This is a genomic window from Salinibacter sp. (assembly GCF_036626415.1).
Classification (GTDB): domain Bacteria; phylum Bacteroidota; class Rhodothermia; order Rhodothermales; family Salinibacteraceae; genus Salinibacter.
This window is the reverse complement of the sequence record NZ_JAZKRW010000064.1, coordinates 1-16,588: the sequence shown is the minus strand read 5'-3', so window position 1 is coordinate 16,588 and position 16,588 is coordinate 1. Positions and strand designations below refer to the sequence as shown.

Annotated in this window: 12 protein-coding genes; 7 read left to right on the top strand and 5 right to left on the bottom strand. The window is 65.8% G+C overall.

The annotated features are described in order from the left end of the window. Positions 1–177: 177 nt before the first annotated feature. The 3 genes from V5A20_RS08565 to V5A20_RS08555 all read right to left on the bottom strand — a co-directional run bounded on the left by V5A20_RS08565 (position 178) and on the right by V5A20_RS08555 (position 4,216). A complete protein-coding gene (locus V5A20_RS08565; RefSeq protein WP_332315680.1) occupies positions 178–744 on the bottom strand; it encodes a tetratricopeptide repeat protein in 567 nt (188 codons plus the stop codon). A gap of 41 nt (positions 745–785) precedes the next feature. Beyond that, a complete protein-coding gene (locus tag V5A20_RS08560) occupies positions 786–3,527 on the bottom strand; it encodes a serine/threonine-protein kinase (protein ID WP_332315693.1) in 2,742 nt (913 codons plus the stop codon). Between the two features lie 98 nt (positions 3,528–3,625). Next, positions 3,626–4,216 (bottom strand): sigma-70 family RNA polymerase sigma factor, encoded by a 591-nt coding sequence (locus V5A20_RS08555; protein ID WP_332315679.1) that lies wholly within the window; start codon positions 4,214–4,216, stop codon positions 3,626–3,628. 303 nt (positions 4,217–4,519) lie between these two features. On the opposite strand from V5A20_RS08555, the gene V5A20_RS08550 reads away from it, so the two are divergent. Continuing rightward, the gene (locus V5A20_RS08550) at positions 4,520–6,142 is read left to right on the top strand and encodes a thiol-activated cytolysin family protein (protein WP_332316330.1); all 1,623 of its coding nucleotides are present in this window, start codon (positions 4,520–4,522) and stop codon (positions 6,140–6,142) included. A gap of 122 nt (positions 6,143–6,264) precedes the next feature. Here the strand turns inward: V5A20_RS08550 and ppsA are convergent, their stop codons facing one another. Then, positions 6,265–8,658, bottom strand: a complete 2,394-nt coding sequence (gene ppsA / locus V5A20_RS08545) for a phosphoenolpyruvate synthase (RefSeq protein ID WP_332327116.1) — start codon at positions 8,656–8,658, stop codon at positions 6,265–6,267. Positions 8,659–9,093: 435 nt separating this feature from the next. Between ppsA and V5A20_RS08540 the strand changes: the two genes are divergently transcribed. The 6 genes from V5A20_RS08540 to V5A20_RS08515 all read left to right on the top strand — a co-directional run bounded on the left by V5A20_RS08540 (position 9,094) and on the right by V5A20_RS08515 (position 16,079). Further along, positions 9,094–10,371 carry an adenosylhomocysteinase gene (locus V5A20_RS08540; RefSeq protein ID WP_332316327.1) on the top strand — a complete coding sequence of 426 codons (1,278 nt, stop codon included), beginning with the start codon at positions 9,094–9,096 and terminating at the stop codon, positions 10,369–10,371. 201 nt (positions 10,372–10,572) lie between these two features. Continuing rightward, positions 10,573–11,079 carry a Uma2 family endonuclease gene (locus tag V5A20_RS08535; protein WP_332327115.1) on the top strand — a complete coding sequence of 169 codons (507 nt, stop codon included), beginning with the start codon at positions 10,573–10,575 and terminating at the stop codon, positions 11,077–11,079. Positions 11,080–11,613: 534 nt separating this feature from the next. Further along, a complete protein-coding gene (locus V5A20_RS08530; RefSeq protein ID WP_332316325.1) occupies positions 11,614–12,336 on the top strand; it encodes an alanyl-tRNA editing protein in 723 nt (240 codons plus the stop codon). Between the two features lie 66 nt (positions 12,337–12,402). After that, positions 12,403–13,185: a GHMP family kinase ATP-binding protein gene (locus V5A20_RS08525; protein ID WP_332316324.1), complete on the top strand. Its 783-nt coding sequence runs from the start codon at positions 12,403–12,405 to the stop codon at positions 13,183–13,185. Positions 13,186–13,215: 30 nt separating this feature from the next. Next, positions 13,216–15,324, top strand: a complete 2,109-nt coding sequence (locus V5A20_RS08520; RefSeq protein WP_332327114.1) for an acylase — start codon at positions 13,216–13,218, stop codon at positions 15,322–15,324. A 254-nt stretch (positions 15,325–15,578) separates the two neighbouring features. Further along, positions 15,579–16,079, top strand: coding sequence for a DoxX family protein (locus tag V5A20_RS08515; protein ID WP_332316322.1), 501 nt, complete (start codon positions 15,579–15,581; stop codon positions 16,077–16,079). Positions 16,080–16,158: 79 nt separating this feature from the next. Here V5A20_RS08515 and fdxA read toward each other — a convergent pair whose 3' ends face one another. Next, positions 16,159–16,503 carry a ferredoxin FdxA gene (fdxA, locus tag V5A20_RS08510; RefSeq protein WP_332316331.1) on the bottom strand — a complete coding sequence of 115 codons (345 nt, stop codon included), beginning with the start codon at positions 16,501–16,503 and terminating at the stop codon, positions 16,159–16,161. Between the last annotated feature and the right edge of the window lie 85 nt (positions 16,504–16,588).

Below are 16,588 nucleotides of genomic sequence, written 5' to 3'. Positions count from 1 at the left end.
TTCCCCTTGCGTCGGTGGCCGGCGCGCTCGCCATTGTCCTGTACACGCTCCTCGCAGTGCTCTTTGTGTGATCAGTCGGGCCTGCGCCACCGCTTGGTGGAACGCACGTCGTTGTTACGCGCAAGCGGCTTGCGAGCGGCCCGCGCCAGCGGGCCGGCGACCAAGCGCGAGAACAAGCTACTGGGTCAGCACCGAGAGCGACTCCAGCGCGCGCCGGTAGATAGCCGCCTGCTCATCATACCGCTCCAGGCGACCCAAGATGCCGGCCAGGCTGCCCATGCTTGCCGTCGTCTCCACATGCGCCTCACCAAAGACCTCAATCCGCATGGCGAGGGCCCGCCGCGCGGTGGGCTCGGCGGCGGCGTAGTCTCCCTGGTTGTAATACAGCCGCGCCAGGCGGTTGAGCGTGTGAGCCACGTCGGGGTGCGGGCCGTCATACAGCCGCTCGCGCATGGCCAGCGCCTCCCCATAGCGCACCTCCGCCTCATCGAACTGGCTCTTGTGACGGAGGACCACGGCCAAGTTGTTGAGGCTCGCCGCCACATCGAGCGGCGGAGCGCCCGACAGCCCGCGGCGAAGCATGAGTGAGCGTTCCAGCAGCGGGGCGGCCGCATCGAAAGCTCCGAGGCGCTGGTACACCTCGCCCATCACCTGCATTGTGCACGCCTGCACGGCAGGCTGATCGGCGAGTTCGCGCTCGATGCGTTCGGCGCCCTGGTCCAGTCGCGTGTCTGCGGAACGCACGGTACGGGTCCTACGGACGCACCCGTTCCCACATTCACCTCTTATGGAATTGCGCGGGCCTCGGTGTGAAGAGCGCGTATGGCGTCGAGGCGCTCGGCGGCCCTGCGAACGGCTGGGTGATCGGTTTCGTCGTGCAGCATGCGCTGAACGGCCAGTGCTTGCTGCAGGTACCGCTCGGCCTCCTCGAGATTGCCCTCGTCTTCTTTGAGCGCGCCCAGTGCCATCAGGCTCAAGGCCACGTGTGCGTGATGCGCCCCGAACAGGCTGCGCCGCATCTCCAGCGCTCGGCGGTGCAGCGTGTCCGCCTGTGCGTAGTCTTCCAGCGTCCGTCGAAGCTCAGCGATATTGTAGAGGCCCGTGGCGATCTCGCGGTGCTCAGCGCCGTAGAGCGCTTCGTCCATTGCGAGCCCCTCTCGGTAGAGCGCCTCGGCCTGGGCGTAGTCACCGCTGTGCCGCAGTACCAGGGCCAGGTTGCCCGTGTTGTTGCTGAGGTCGGGATGCGGAGCCTCGAAGAACTGCCGGCGAATGGACAGCGCCTCGCGAAGCTGCTCGGCCGCGCGTTCGTGCTGTTCAGCGCGGTAGTACAGGAGGCCAAGCGACTCGGTGACCCAGGCTGTGTTGGGATGCGGCCCGCCGTAAGCGTCCTCCACGATGGTGAGGGCCTCCTTCACGAGCGCTTCTCCCTCTTCGGAGCGCCCTTGCTCGCCGCGCAGCCGGCCGAGGCCGTTCAGCATGAAGGCGTACTCGATCGACGTTTCCCCCACAAGCGTTCGCCCCTGCTCCACCACCTGCTGGAGCAGGGTGTCAGCGGCCGCGAGCTTCCCCGTTTCGGCGAGCAGGTCGGCGAGGGATTGCATGGCATGCATCACGTGGAGGTGGCGGTCGCCGTGTGCTTGGCGAAGCAGTGCCAGGCTCTCTCGGTACATCGCTTCTGCTTCCTTGAAGTCGCCGCGGTAGCGTACCAGGTAGGCGAGGTTGTAGAGTTGGGTGGCGCTGTCTTCACTGAGACCGTCAGACAGGCGGCGCGTCATCTCGATTGCGCGGCGTAGCAGGGCCTCGGCTTCTGCATGGTTGCCCTGCTTGATGCGGATGAGCGCGAAATTGTTGTAGAGTTCGGCGACATCCTCATGCTCCTTTCCCAACCGTGACCGCCGGATGTCGAGGGCTTCCCGGTATGCTTCCGCAGCGGCGTCCAGATCCGTCGTCTCGCCGTAGAGGCGGCCGAGCTTATTCAGGCTCTCCGCAAGCCCGAGCGAACCGTCATCCCCAAGCGCTCGCCAGGTCTGCACGGCGTCGGTAAGGAGGGACTCAGCCGGAGTCTGCAGGCGCAGGTTTTGGTAGACGCCGGCGATGACGTCCATCATGCGAGCGCGGACGGCCGGCTGGTCGGACAGCTCTGCCCGAATCCGCGTGGCGCCCTCGTCCATCACCTCTCGTACAGTGAGCGTATCCCCTCGAGCCTCGGTGGGGTCGGAGCGTTCGAAGAGCGTCTCCATAAACCCGACGACCTGCTCGGCCTTCTCTGCCTCCAGCCGGGCCCGGTCGCGCTCCTGCGCGAGTTGCGTGGTGTAGAACGTGACCAGCGCAGCGATGAGCACGACGACAGTCGCTGTGGCCGTGACGCCGGCGCGGTGGCGCTGCACGAACTTGCGCGTGCGGTAGCCGGCGGTGTCAGGCCGGGCCTCTACCGGGCGGCCCTCCAGGTGGCGCTGCAGATCATCGGCCAGCGCCTCGACGGAGGTGTAGCGGCGCTCGGGCTCCTTGCGCAGCGCCTTCAGCACGATTTTGTCGAGATCGCCGCGCAGCTGGCGCTGCCGGTCCGGAGGCGCCACCGTCGAGGGCGGGGCAGGCGCCTGGGTGCCCACGATGCGTTCGATCTCCGCCGGGGAGCAGCCGGCGAGGTCGAAGGGCCGCTCCCAGGCCAGCAACTCGTACAGCACGACGCCCAGCGCGTACACGTCGGTCGCCGTCGTCACGGGGGCGTGCTGCACCTGCTCGGGCGCGGCATAGGCGGGCGTCATCACGGCGTGGCCGGTCTGGGTGAGGGCGGGGTCGCCCATCGCGTCGTCCTCGCCCGAGAGCATCTTGGCGATGCCGAAGTCGAGCAGTTTCACCTGGCCGCCCGCCGTCACGAGGATGTTGGCAGGTTTCAGGTCGCGGTGTACAACGAGCTGCCGGTGGGCCGACTGCACCGCGTCGCACGCGGCGCGGATGAGCTGAATCCGATCCTCGGTGGGGCTGTCGTGTACCTCGCAATACTGATCGAGCGGCACCCCATCGACGTATTCCATCGCGAAGTAGGGCTGGCCGTCCTCCGTGAGGCCGCCGTCGAGCAGGCGGGCGATATGTGGGTGCTGCAGGCGTGCCAGGATCTGCCGCTCGCTCTGAAAGCGCCGGACAATCTGCGCAGACCCCGCGCCGCCGCGGATGAGCTTGAGCGCCACCTGCTGCTCAAACTGCCCGTCGGCGCGTTCGGCGAGGAAGACGGCCCCCATGCCGCCGCGGCCCAGCGGCTCCACGATGCGGTACGGCCCCACACGCTCGCCCTCCGCTGGCAAGATGCCGTCCGGTAGCAGATCAGCGGGGAGGGCAATGGCGTCTATCGCAAGGCTGTCAAGTAGCGGATGCGCATCGGCATCCGCCGCGAGCAGGGAACGGACCTCGGCGAGCAAGTCCGGGTCGTCGGCGCACGCCGTTTGCAGGAAGGCATCACGCTCATCCGGATCGCGGTCCAGCGCCGATTCGAAGAGGGTTTGGATCTGGGTCCAGCGGGCCACATCCATGACGGTCACGGGCAAAAGATCGGTGGAAGAACGGGCGGCATGGCAAAGACGCGAGGCATGCCGCTACGTACAAACGCAGGAAAACACGCGCGCACCGATCACTTGGGCGCGTCTTTTTGTGCATCGGGCCCGGACGACGGCCTCATCTCACGGCTCAGCCACGCGCGAGCCAGTCGCCAGTCGTGCCGCACCGTGGGCACCGAGACGTCCAGCACCTCGGCGATTTCTTTCTGCATGAGTCCGCCGAAGAAACGATACGTGACGACCTTCGCCTGCCGCTCATTCAGCTGCTCGAGCCGTTTCAGCGCGTCGTCAAGGTCGATGAGCTCCTCGGCCTGTACGTCGCGGGGGGCCATGCCGTCTTCGAACGTGGCCACGGGTGCCCCGCCGCCGCGCTTCTGCGCATTGCGCTTGTGGGCATAGTTGATCAGGATGCGCCGCATGGAGAGGGCGGCGACGCCCATGAAGTGCGCGCGGTTCTTCCACGTCATGCGGTCCTGCTGCACCAGCTTTTCGTACGCCTCGTGCACGAGAGCTGTCGTGTTCAGCGTGTGGTTGGGCCGCTCGCCGTGCAGCTTGCGACGGGCGAGATCGCGCAGTTCGTCATACACCTGCGGCAGCACGGCATCGACGACGGTGCGATTGCCGCCGGTCAAGTCGTCCAGCAGGGCGGTGAAGGGTTGGGACATGGGCCCGCATTCGGAGGAGGACTGCGGCTCGTAAGAGTACGAGATAATACGAGAAGATAATGTTGGAAGCAACGCAGACCATGCGCTGAGGCAGAGGATGCGCCACTTCGGGACGACAGATGCGCCACATCTTAGGGGATCTCTCCCTCAGCCCAGCGAAACTAGGCACTTTCCTGTGCGCGATCTTGCCACTATAGTTAAGATTATGTGAACGGTTATCGGTTTGAGAGCGTTTTGTTGCGTGAATAGATGAGCGCCGCCCAGACTCGGGCCCCCATTCTTCGTCATACGCAGCACACAGCCATGACCTACCTACGCAGCATCCTGTCCCTTTTCGTTCTGGCCCTGATTTTTGCGGCCTGCGACAGCGCGCCCGGTGTGAACTCCAACGAGAGCCCCGACGGTGCAGCCATCGGCGACTACCTCGCCAGCCTGAATTACGACCCCGACGCGCTCCTCAACGTCCAGCCGAACGACGCTGCCCGCACGCCCATCGACACGACGACGAACGTCGAGCGAGACGGCAACGTCGAGCGCACCTGTACCCGAACCTCGTACAATCTGCAGAACAACTTTGAAGAGGTCGCCATCCTGCGCCCGACGCAAGACGTCATCTGGCCGGGGTCGCTCGTCGAGGCCAACCAGTCGCTCCTCGACGGCCTGCCCGAGCCGGCTCGCTTCGACCGGTCGCCGGTCAAAATCCGCGTCGACCTTCCCGGCATCGGCGAGAACGGGACCAAGACAATCGAACGACCCGACCAGGCCAACGTCCAGAATGCCATCGACGAGGCGCTGGAGTGGTGGAACGCCAACGCCTACGAAGAGGGCTACGTAAACGCCTCTAGTTCGTCGAACCGCATCACGACGTCATACTCGTCGACCCAGGCATCGATGGACGTGGGCCTGAACGTGGCCTGGGCCACCGGCGACGTGCAGTCGCAGTTCAACTACGAGACGTCGGCGGAGCGGCGCGTGGTGATGTCGACGTACAAGCAGGCATTCTACACGGTGAGCTTCGTGCAGGAGAGCGGCGCGCAGCCCGAGGACGTCTTCGGCCCCGACGTGACGCTAGGAGACGTCCAATCCGCCTTCGACGGCGACACGCCGCCCGCGTACGTCGCGTCGGTGACCTACGGGCGGATCATCATGTTTCGGATGGAAACGTCCTCGTCGTACACGTCCGCGGAGGTTGAGGCGGCGTTCCGGTACGCGGCCGGCACGCAGGTCGATGGCGACATGGAGGCGCGCTACCAGAAGATTCTGCAGAGTTCGACCGTGGAGGTGATCACGCTGGGTGGGAACGCGGCGGTGGCCTCAGAGGCCGTCACGGCGCGCTCGGCGGGCGACCTGGAGCCCATCATCACGGGCGAAAACGCAGTCTACTCGCGCGGCAATCCCGGGGTGCCCATCTCGTACGCCGTCAAGTATCTGAAGGACGATCAACTCGCTAAACTCGGCTACACGACCGAGTACACGGCCACCGAGTGCACGTCGGTGCAGACGCGCAACACCGTCACGATGACGCTCGACCGGTTTTTCGTGCGGAAGGACTGCGACGGTATCGAAGGCGACGGGGAGTTTTCGTTCCGCGCCATCGTGCAGAACGGCCCCACACGCGAGAAAGACATCTCCCGCTCGGGCATCCTCGGCGACGGCGATAGCATTATCCTCAACGAAGAGGTGGTGTTCGACGCCGATCGCACCCCGGGCTACGAGTTCGCCGTTACCTTTTACAGCACGGAAACGGACCGCGACCTCTTCACGGGCGCGTTCCCCGACTCACGCATGGACAACCGGCGCGCCGTAAAACGACACGAGTTTACGTCGTCGGGATGGACCAACCTGAAAGGCGGCGCCCGAATCGTGCTCGTGAACGGCAGCCGGAACTGTCAGGCCGAGCTCTTTTACTCGGTGGGGGTGATATGACGGAAAGGTGGTGTATCGCATAGGCGGAGTGTGAGAAGGCCGCGGGCCCAGCGCTCGGGGCCTTTCCACTGCGGGACCCCGTGTACCATTCCAGTGGGGAAAGGTGGCCGACAGGGTCGGGGTTATTCAGTCTGCCCCTCTGCCTGCCCGACGTGGCGGAGCACGTCGGGCACGCTGTCGGGGGTGACGGAGATGGTATCGATGCCGGCCTCGACCAGGAACTCCGCGAACTCGGGATAGTCGCTCGGGGCCTGCCCGCAGATGCCCACCGGGCGCCCGGCGGCATGGGCGTCCTCGATCAGCTCCCCAATGCGCCGCCTCACCGCCGGGTTGCGCTCATCGAAGAGGTGGGCCAGCCGCTCCGCGTCGCGCCCCACGCCCAGCGTGAGCTGGGTCAGGTCGTTGGTGCCGATGGAGAAGCCATCGAACCGCTCCGCAAACCTGTCGGCCAGGGCGATGTTGGCCGGGATCTCGGCCATCACGTACACCTCCAGTCCATTTGTGCCGCGCTCGAGGCCGTGGTCGGCCATGACGTCGAGCACGCGATCGGCCTCCTCGGGCGTGCGGCAGAAGGGCACCATGGCCACGACGTTGGTGAAGCCCATCTCGTCGCGGACCCGCTTCAGGGCCCGGCACTCCAGCGCAAAGCCCTCGCGGTAGTCGTCGCTGTAGTAGCGGGAGGCCCCGCGCCAGCCGAGCATCGGATTCTCTTCGTGCGGCTCGAACGCCTGGCCGCCAATGAGGTCGGCGTACTCGTTCGTCTTGAAGTCGCTGAGACGCACGATGACGGGGTGCGGGTGCTGGGCGGCGGCAATCGTGGCGATGCCGCGCGAGAGGTGGTCCACGAAGTACTCGCCCTTGTCGTCGTAGCCCTGCGTGAGCTCTTCGATGCGGCGCCGGGTGAGCTTGTCTTGCACCTGGTCGAAGGCCACGAGGGCCATCGGGTGCACCTTGATGATGTTGTTGATGATGTACTCCATGCGGGCGAGGCCGACGCCTTCGACGGGCAGCTTCCACCAGTCGAGCGCCGCGGACGGGCTCGCAAGGTTGAGCATAACCCGCGTGTCGGTGTCCGGAAGGGCGTCGAGGTCGATCTCGTCGGTCTCGAAGCCCAGCTCGCCATCGTAGACGTGGCCCTGGTCGCCGTCGGTGCAGGAGAGGGTGATGGTCTGGTCGTCGGACAGTGTCGTGGTGGCGTCGCCGCAGCCGATGACGGCTGGAATGCCGAGCTCGCGGCTCACGATGGCGGCGTGGGAGGTGCGCCCGCCGCGGTCCGTCACCACCCCGCCGGCCCGCTCCAGAATGGGGCCCCAGTCGGGGTCGGTCATCTCGGTCACGAGAATGTCGCCGTCTTCAAAGCGCTCGCCCTCCTCGACGCTGTTGAGCACGCGGACAGTGCCGGACACGACCGACTTGCCAATTCCCGTTCCCGATACCAGCCGCGTCCCATCTTCGGTGAGCCGGTAGGTCTGTAGTGTGCCGGCGGCCTGCCGGGACTGTACGGTCTCGGGGCGGGCCTGCACCACGAACAGGTCGCCGCTGTCGCGGTCGCGGGCCCATTCTACGTCCATGGGCCGATCGTAGTGCTCCTCGATGATGCGTCCCCACCGGGCCAGCGTCAGGGTCTCGTCGTCGGACAGCACGTAGCTGTCCTGTTCCTCCGCGGTGGTCGGCACGGTGGCGGTGCCACCCTCCCCCGTCGACACAATTTTCTGTTCCTGGTCGCCCTTCGTTTTCTCCAGGATGGGGGTCAGCGACGCATCGTCCACGAATGGCGTGTAGACGGTGTACTGATCGGGGTTCACGATGCCCTTCACGACGCTTTCCCCGAGCCCGTACGCCGCGTTGATGACGGTGGTGTCGGGGAAGCCGGTCTCCGGGTCAATCGTGAAGAGGACGCCCGACTTGTCGGCCCGGACCATCTTCTGGATGCCCACCGACAGGGCCACCTCGTGATGGTCGAACCCCTGCTTTTCGCGGTAGCCGATGGCGCGGTCGGTGAAGAGGGAGGCAAAGCACCGCTTGCAGGCCGTGAGCACGGCGCTGGCCCCGCGCACATCCAAATAGCTTTCCTGCTGCCCCGCGAAGCTGGCGTCGGGCAGATCCTCGGCCGTGGCACTGCTGCGCACCGCGACGTCGACCGCGTCGGTCCCGTAGGCGGCGCCGAGGGCATGGTACGCCTCCCGGATCGCCTCGGCCACGCCGTCGGGGAAGCGGCCATTCCGAATCTGCGTGCGGATGGACGTACCGGTCTCGCTGAGCGACTGCTCCCCGGCGGTCCACGCGTCGAGCTCCGCCCGAATGTGTTCGGGCAGGCCATTGGCCTTCAAGAACCGCCGGTAGGTGTCGGCGGTCGTGGCGAACCCGTCGGGCACGCGGATGCCACGCTTCTTTAGCGCGCCAATCATTTCCCCGAGGGACGCATTCTTGCCGCCGACCCGGGCAACATCCGCACTGCCGAGCGTGTCGAGCCAACGAATGACGTCTGCCTGTGATGCTGTTTGCGCTCTGGGCATCGGGACGAAAAGGGATCGTGTGTCAGAGAATCGACGAGGAACGACAAGCAGGACGGCGCGGGCGGTGCAGGGGCCGTGCATGCCCCTGAACGGTGGGCGAACCCCCCAGTACGCCTCGTGTAAAATGCGTCCTACACCAACAAAATTCGGAACTGGGGCTCAATCTTGAAAGCGCTTCCAAACATTGTCACGAGATCGTAGAGAAGCCGAGAGGTCGGGGGGGTGCCGTCGTCTCGTCTCTTCAGGGCGCGGGACCACCGGGATTTCCCCCAAACTTACAAACCGTTTCCATACCGAGAGGTACCACAAGTTGTGCTGTCATTATGTTCGACAAAATTGCCTCTTGGAGCCGGGGCGTCCTCTGGGGACTGAGGCGTTACTCCAAGCACAGCACGAGGCCTCGACACACCTCTTCTTTCACAGACCGAGAGACACATGGATCACAAGGAAGGACAGTACAAAGTCCGCGACCTGAGCCTGGCCGATGAGGGCCGCAAGCGCATCGAATGGGCCGAGAGCCGGATGCCGGTGCTCATGGAGCTCCGCGAAGAATTTGCCGACGAGAAGCCGTTTGAGGGCTACAAGATCAGCGGGTGCCTGCACGTCACGAAGGAGACGGCGGTGCTCGTCGAGACGCTGCAGGCCTGCGGCGCGGAGGTGGCGTGGAGCGGCTGCAACCCGCTCTCGACGCAGGACGACATCGCCGCCGCGCTCGCCAACGGGGGCACCGAGATCTACGCCTGGCACGGCCTCGACACCGACGACTTTTACTGGTGCATCGAGCGGACGATCGATACGCCGCCGCACCTCACGCTCGACGATGGGGCGGACCTCATCTTCACCGTTCACTCCGACCATCCGGAGATGGCCGACCACATCATCGGCGGCTCCGAGGAGACCACCACGGGTGTGCATCGGCTCCGCGCCATGGACAATGATGGGGAGCTGCAGTACCCGGTCTACGCCGTCAACGACGCGGAGACGAAGTGGGACTTCGACAACGTCTACGGCACGGGTCAGAGCACAATCGATGGCATCCTGCGCGCGACCAGCACGCTCATCGCGGGCAAAAACTTCGTCATCGCCGGCTACGGCCACTGCGGCCGCGGCGTCGCCACCCGCGCGAAAGGCATGGGCGCCAACACGATCGTGACGGAAGTGAAGCCCGCGAAGGCGCTGAAGGCCACCCTCGACGGTCATCAGGTGATGAGCATGGACGAGGCCGCCGAGAAGGGCGACATCTTCGTCACGGCCACCGGCATGAAGGACGTGATTCGGGGCCGCCACTTCCTGAAGATGAAGGAGGGCGCGATCGTCGCCAACACGGGCCACTACGACGTGGAGCTCAATCTCAAAGAGCTCGCCGAGCTCTCCACCGACGCCCGCGAGGTCCGCGAGAACAACCGCGAGTACACGATGGAGAACGGCAAGCGCGTGTACGTCCTCGGCGACGGCCGCCTGGTGAACCTGGCCGCCGCGGAGGGGCACCCGAGCGAGGTGATGGACATGAGCTTCGCCAATCAGTTCCGCGCCCACCTCGACCTCGTCCAGCGCCACGAATCGGAGGCGATGCTGGAGGACAAGGTGTACGACATCCCGCAGGAGATGGACGACGAGATTGCGGAGGTGAAGCTGCGCACGATGGGCATCCAGATCGACGGCCTCTCCGAGGACCAGGAGCACTACGCCACGGACTACTCGGCTGGCACGTAGACACGGAGGAAGCGGAGCGTCGATTCGCCCCGCCATCCGACGAACATGAAAGCGCCGCTTTGGGGCCGATTTGGGTCCCGAAGCGGCGTTTTTCTGTTGCAGACCCGGAAACTGTATGTACTGGTGCGAACGGGACCTCAAGAGGGAAGTATGAATGTCTCGCATACGCCCCGTCCTCTCTCCTCACAGCGACTGAATCCCATGCCTACAGTAGCCACGCCGGCCCAGGAGCATCAGGAGCAGTGGGACGAGATTACCGCGGATCCTACGCTGCGGGACCTCCCCTATAAGGTTGAGACCAATGCACAAGGCCAGATCGTCTTGAGTCCACACACAAACCACCACTCCGATCTCCAAGGGGCTGTCCAGGAGCTTCTTCGGACCTACGCACCAGACGGGCATGCTCCTCCCGAATATGCACTTGCCACGCCTCGGGGCGTCAAGGCGCCCGACGTGGTCTGGATGAGCCCCGGTCGACGAAAGGAGATGCGAGAGACCGGGGATCCGTCGACGCTGGCGCCGGAGATTTGCGTGGAGGTCATGAGCGAGTCAAACACCGAGGAAGAAATGCAAGAAAAGCGGTCCCTCTACCGAGAAATCGGCGCCGAGGAGGTGTGGGTGGTCGGGCCGGAGGGAGACATTCGATTCTTCGGGGACGAAGAGCGGCAGGCCTCCGCGCTCGTCCCGGATTTCCCGACAGAGGTGTAGCGTCGTCGGGGGTCGCATCCTCAGCGACGCGAGATGCCCCGCACCGAGAGTCTGCCTTGGTTTTGGGTCGGATCGCGAGAGCGAGAATTAACGGAGTGAAACTCGCAGCCCGCCAAGGCCGCGCGTGAGGCCGAAAGGTAAATTAAAATAGATCCTAAAGGCATTGGTCAAAGTCATTTTGAGTGACCAAAAACCGGAGGGAGGCAAGAGTCGAAGATTCCCCTTGGATTCGGCGCAAGTGGTCCCCTGAAGCGCCTCCGCCCGTCTTTTGAGAGGTTCGCTCCAGGAGCATGCGGTCACTGCGCTCCCAGCGCCCCGAATCCGCTACGCTCCGCTCGGAACGACTTGATTTGTAGCCCATCTTTGCTGGCCTCCTTAGCACGAGGAAACGAGAAAGTGGGCGAACCGTCGTTTCTTTTTTGCTGGACGTGGGCTTACTTTGGAAACTCATGATGCCATCGGTGAGCAGTGGGGCAGCCCCCAGCCGGTCTCGTTCTGACACGATTTCTCTGACACGACTGCATCGCGACGCCCATGACGGAACTCCGGTACCTTCCCGATGACGACGACGTCACCACCTTCACCGCGGCCGTCGTGGACGCGACCGACGACTACATCGTCCTGGACGGCACGTATTTCTATCCGGAGGGCGGGGGGCAGCCCGCCGACCACGGCATGCTGCATTGGGACGGCGGATCGGCCGACGTCACCGACGTGCAGAAGGAGCACGGGGCGGTGCGGCACTACATTGACAACCAGGAGGGAGAGCTGCCGGAAGACGGAGACACGGTGAGCGGCCAGATCGATGAGGCGCGCCGCCGGGCGCTTCGCCGCATGCACACGGCCCAGCATGTGCTGTCGAAAGTGGTGCTCGACGTGTTTGGGGCGCAGACGGCCGGCAACCAGATCCACGCGGACCGCTCACGGATCGACTTCGAGCCCGCCGACTTCTCCGACGAAGACGTGGCCCTCATTGAGGACCGCACCAACGTGGCGATCGAGCAGGACCTGCCCGTGGAGAAGCAGGAAATGGATCGCGCCAAGGCCGAAGAGCAGACCCCCGACGGCCGGGGATTGCTCGACCTCATCCCCGACCACGTGGACCCGCTCCGTATGGTCCGGATTGGGGACCTCGACCTGTGTCCGTGCGGAGGGACCCACGTCGATCACACCCGCGAGATCGGACGCATCCGGATCACCAACCGCACGTCGAAGGGGGCCGACGTAGACCGGATCGAGTTTGAACTAGAGGACTGATGGGGCGTCCATGGTCCCACGCCCCGTGCTCACCGCCTGTTGTTTCTTGCTTGACCGCCGGCCTCCATGTCCGTCACCGCTCACGCTCCGGGGAGCGTCACCCCCATCTTCGTCCCGCGCGACGGCCAATCCTCGCTCGGCATCAGCTTTGCCACGGCCGACGGGGTCACGGCGACCGTCGAGAGCACCCGCGATCCCTTGATCTACCTGGACGATCGCCCGGCCGAGGTGGAGCCGGTCACGGGCGTCCTCGACCGGCTCGACGTGACCGCCACGGTGCGCCTTGATACGGAGGTGCCCATCGGCTGCGGCTTTGGGGCCAGCGGCGCGGCCACCCTCGCCACGGCCCTCGCCGCCAACGAGCGGTTCGGCCTGGGCCACGACCGCGAAGCCCTCGTGGAAATGTCTCACCGGGCGGAGGTCGAGGCCGGGACCGGCCTCGGAGACGTCTTCATTCAAGACCGGGGCGGGCTTGTGTGGAACGTCGGCGACGGCCTGGGGCACGCCGCCCGCACCACGCGGATTGCGTACGAGAGCTTCGGCGGCATTACGACCGCCGCGGTGCTGGGGGACGAGGGGACGATGGAGAACATTCGAGCGGCGGGCCGAGACGTGCTGGCCCGCCTCCAGCCCGACGGGCCGATCGAGGACCTCTTTGAAGCGTCCTGGCGGGTGGCCCAGGAGACCGGCCTCGCCACGGATCGCGTGGCGGACGCTGTGGCGGCGGTCCGGGCGGCGGGCGGCGCGGCAACGATGGCCCTGATTGGGGACACGGTCGTTGCGACGGAGGCCAACGGTGTCCTCGACCAGGAAACGCGCATCACCCCGGACGGGGCCGCCCTTCGATAGTCGACACGATCCCCACGCAACTGGCCAGCCATGAACGCCTCCACCGCCCCCCAAACGGCCTCCCTCTCGGCACTCCTCATCGGCGTCCTCGTGGCGCTGGGGCTGTCGGGGTGTGCCCCGGGACAAGGACCGGACCGGACGGAAATCCTGTGGGACACCTGGGGGGTGCCGCACGTCTACAGTGCGAACACCGACTCGCTGATGTACGCGTTCGGCTGGGCGCAGATGCGGGCCCACGGCGACCGCGTGCTGCGGCTGTACGGAGAAGCGCGGGGCCGAGCCGCCGAGTACTGGGGCGAAGCACACCTCGCCTCGGACCGGCGCGTGCGGACCCTGGAGCTGCCCGAGCATGCGCGACGGTGGGCCGACGACCAGGACATGCCGTTCGGCGGCTACGTGGAGGCGTTCGTGGCCGGCATGAACGCGTACGCCGAGGCCCACCCCGACCGCATTGCCGAGGCCCGGACGGCCGTGTTGCCCGTGCAGCCGACCGACGTGTTTGCCCACACCCTGCGCACCGTCCACGCCACGTTCGTGGCCGGGGGAGACCTGCAGCGGACGCGGCAGTGGCGGCGCGCCGGCTCGAACGCGTGGGCCGTTGGGCCGTCCCGCAGCGCGAGCGGCAACGCGATGCTGCTCACGAACCCACATCTGTCGTGGGGCGACCGGTTCACGTGGTTCGAGGCGCAGCTCAGAGGGCCGGACGTTGACGCGTACGGGGCCGCGCTCCTCGGCATGCCGTTCCCGGCCGTCGCGTTCAACGACCGCCTCGGGTGGACCCACACCGTCAATCCCATCGACGCCTCGGACCTTTACCGCCTGTCTCTCGCCGGGGACGGGTACCGGTGGGACGGAACGGTGCGCCCGTTCAACACGGACACCAAGGTGCTGAAGGTGAAACAGCCCGACGGGTCCCTCCGGGCCGATACGATGACGGTGCGGCGGTCGGTGCACGGGCCCGTCGTGGGGCAGAGGGACGGTGAGGCCTTGGCACTTCGCGTCGCGGGCCTGACCCAGTCGAAGCTGTTCGAGCAGTACTGGCGTATGCTCCGCTCTACCAATCTATCGCAGTTTGAGGCCGCCCTCCGTCGGCAGCAGATGCCGATGTTTAACACCGTTTACGCCGACGCGGACGGCCACATCCTGTATCACTTCGGCGGGCGGGTGCCGACGCGCACCCGGGGCGGCTGGGACTACTGGCAGGGCGTGGTGCCGGGGGACACGTCCGCGACGCTGTGGAATTCGGTCCACGACTACGAGGATCTGCCCCGCGTCGTCGACCCGCCGAGCGGGTGGGTGCAGAACGCCAACGAGCCGCCGTTCACCGCCACGCTGCCGCCGCGGGTGGACTCGGCGGAAGTTCCGGCGTACATGACGCCCCGCGTTCCGGAGAAGTCCGCCTACATGTTTCGGCCCCAGCGCTCGATCGAGATGCTCGCCGGGGACTCCTCGATCACGCTTGCGGAGCTGCAGGCCTACAAGAATGACACCCGCATGCTCGCCGCGGACCGGCTCCTGGACGACCTCCTTCCGGCGGCGCGGGCCTCCGGCAGCGAGCCTGCACGGCGCGCGGCGGCGGTGCTGGCCGACTGGGACCGGACCGCCGACGCGGAGAGTCAGGGAAGCGTGCTGTTTGCCCGCTGGCTGCGCGCGATGGTGGAGGGGCAAGAAGAGCCCTTCGCTACGCCGTACCGGCCGAGTGCCCCTCGCACGACGCCGGACGGCCTTGCCGATCTAGAGGCGGCCGTCCAGATCCTTGAGACAGCGGCCCAGCAGGTGCGGCAGCAGCACGATTCTCTGACCGTCGCGTGGGGGGCGGTGCACCGCCTCGTCGGCCCGAGCGGGGCGTACCCGGCGTCCGGGAGCGATGGGCTGTTCGGCACCTTCCGCGTCCTAAAATACGGAGAGATGGAGGGCGGCCGCCGCCGCGCACGCTTCGGCGACTCGTACGTAGCGCTCACCGAGTTTACCGAGGACGGCCCGCGGGCGAAGGCGCTGCTGCCCTACGGCAATGCCTCGCAGCCCGGATCGCCGCACCGGGGCGATCAGCTCCGGCTCTACGCCGAGAAGGAAATGCGCCCCGTCTGGCACTCCCGCGACAGCGTGCGTGCCCATCTCGAGCGCCGGGAGACGTTCTGAGAACCGAAGGGGTTGGTTTTCCCTCGTGATTTAGGGCTCCGAGCGGCCGCGACGGTCTGCAGGTCGGTGCTCGGTCGTGCGACCCGATTCAAAATCGAACCCACCGCTGAAGCGACGACCCAGGGCCGCGCGCATCTTCTGTGTACGGGGCATCAACCCGCCGTGAATTAGGGCGCGGCTGGGGACGATTGGTACAAGTATGGGTTTGAGTAGTGCGTCGCTCTCTCGTTTTCACTCCGTCCTGTCAGTCCACAATGTCTACGTTCGAAGAACGCCTGATTGAACGCCTTGGCCTGGAGTCCCTGGACCGCCGTCTCGCCGGGTGGATGCAGCGCAATGGGCTTTTCATTCTGCGGGTTGGGCTGGCCGCAGTCTTCATCTGGTACGGGATCCTGAAGCCCTTCGGCATGAGCCCCGCCGCGGAGCTGGTGCGTCGCACGGTCTACTTTGTCCCGCCGGACCTCTTCATTCCCATCTTGGGCTGGTGGGAGGTGGCCATCGGGGTGGGCCTCCTGTACCGCCCCCTCAACCGCACCGCCATCTTTCTCCTGTTTCTGCAGATGCCGGGCACGCTCCTTCCGCTCGTGCTGCTGCCGGAGGTCTGCTTTACGCACATTCCCTGGGGCCTCACGCTGGAGGGGCAGTACATTGTCAAAAACGCCGTCCTGATCGGCGCGGCGCTCGTGGTGGGGGGCACCGTTCGCGAGCGCACAGACACGATAGAGACGGGTGTCGAGATGGAGGACCCCGCATGATGGGACATACGGGGCTGTGCGCTCCCCAATCCCTGATCACCAAGCCCTGATCAGCGGATCAACGGTCTCGGCTGCGACGCTATACGTCCCAGGTCAAAATGTCCTCCTCTGACTTTTCTTTGTCTTCCCACGCCTCGGCGTCCTCGAGGGGGCCGGTTTTCTCGGTGACGTTGTAGCCCAGCTCGCGCCACTGGTTGGACAGGTACTCATTCCACTGAATGTAGTGCTCCTGGTCCTCGGGCAACTGGTCGTCCGGGTAGATGGCCTCGACCGGGCAGACCGGGACGCAGGCGTTGCAGTCGATGCACTCGTCGGGCTGGATGGCCAGGAAGTTCGGGCCCTCGTAGAAGCAGTCCACCGGGCAGACCTCCACGCAGTCGGTGTACTTGCAGTTGATGCAGGGCTCGGTAACAACGTAGGGCATACGGAGGCGGAAGGGCCGATGAAAACGCTTGGGGCAACAGGGCGAAAAGTCCGTGGTGTGGTAGTCCGGCCGAAAAGTGCGGTTC

Coding starts and splice junctions, on each gene's coding strand:
- V5A20_RS08560 (WP_332315693.1), bottom strand. CDS start 3,527: ATGGATGTGGCCCGCTGGACCCAGATCCAAACCCTCTTCGAATCGGCG.
- V5A20_RS08555 (WP_332315679.1), bottom strand. CDS start 4,216: ATGTCCCAACCCTTCACCGCCCTGCTGGACGACTTGACCGGCGGCAAT.
- V5A20_RS08550 (WP_332316330.1), top strand. CDS start 4,520: ATGACCTACCTACGCAGCATCCTGTCCCTTTTCGTTCTGGCCCTGATT.
- ppsA (WP_332327116.1), bottom strand. CDS start 8,658: ATGCCCAGAGCGCAAACAGCATCACAGGCAGACGTCATTCGTTGGCTC.
- V5A20_RS08540 (WP_332316327.1), top strand. CDS start 9,094: ATGGATCACAAGGAAGGACAGTACAAAGTCCGCGACCTGAGCCTGGCC.
- V5A20_RS08535 (WP_332327115.1), top strand. CDS start 10,573: ATGCCTACAGTAGCCACGCCGGCCCAGGAGCATCAGGAGCAGTGGGAC.
- V5A20_RS08530 (WP_332316325.1), top strand. CDS start 11,614: ATGACGGAACTCCGGTACCTTCCCGATGACGACGACGTCACCACCTTC.
- V5A20_RS08525 (WP_332316324.1), top strand. CDS start 12,403: ATGTCCGTCACCGCTCACGCTCCGGGGAGCGTCACCCCCATCTTCGTC.
- V5A20_RS08520 (WP_332327114.1), top strand. CDS start 13,216: ATGAACGCCTCCACCGCCCCCCAAACGGCCTCCCTCTCGGCACTCCTC.
- V5A20_RS08515 (WP_332316322.1), top strand. CDS start 15,579: ATGTCTACGTTCGAAGAACGCCTGATTGAACGCCTTGGCCTGGAGTCC.
- fdxA (WP_332316331.1), bottom strand. CDS start 16,503: ATGCCCTACGTTGTTACCGAGCCCTGCATCAACTGCAAGTACACCGAC.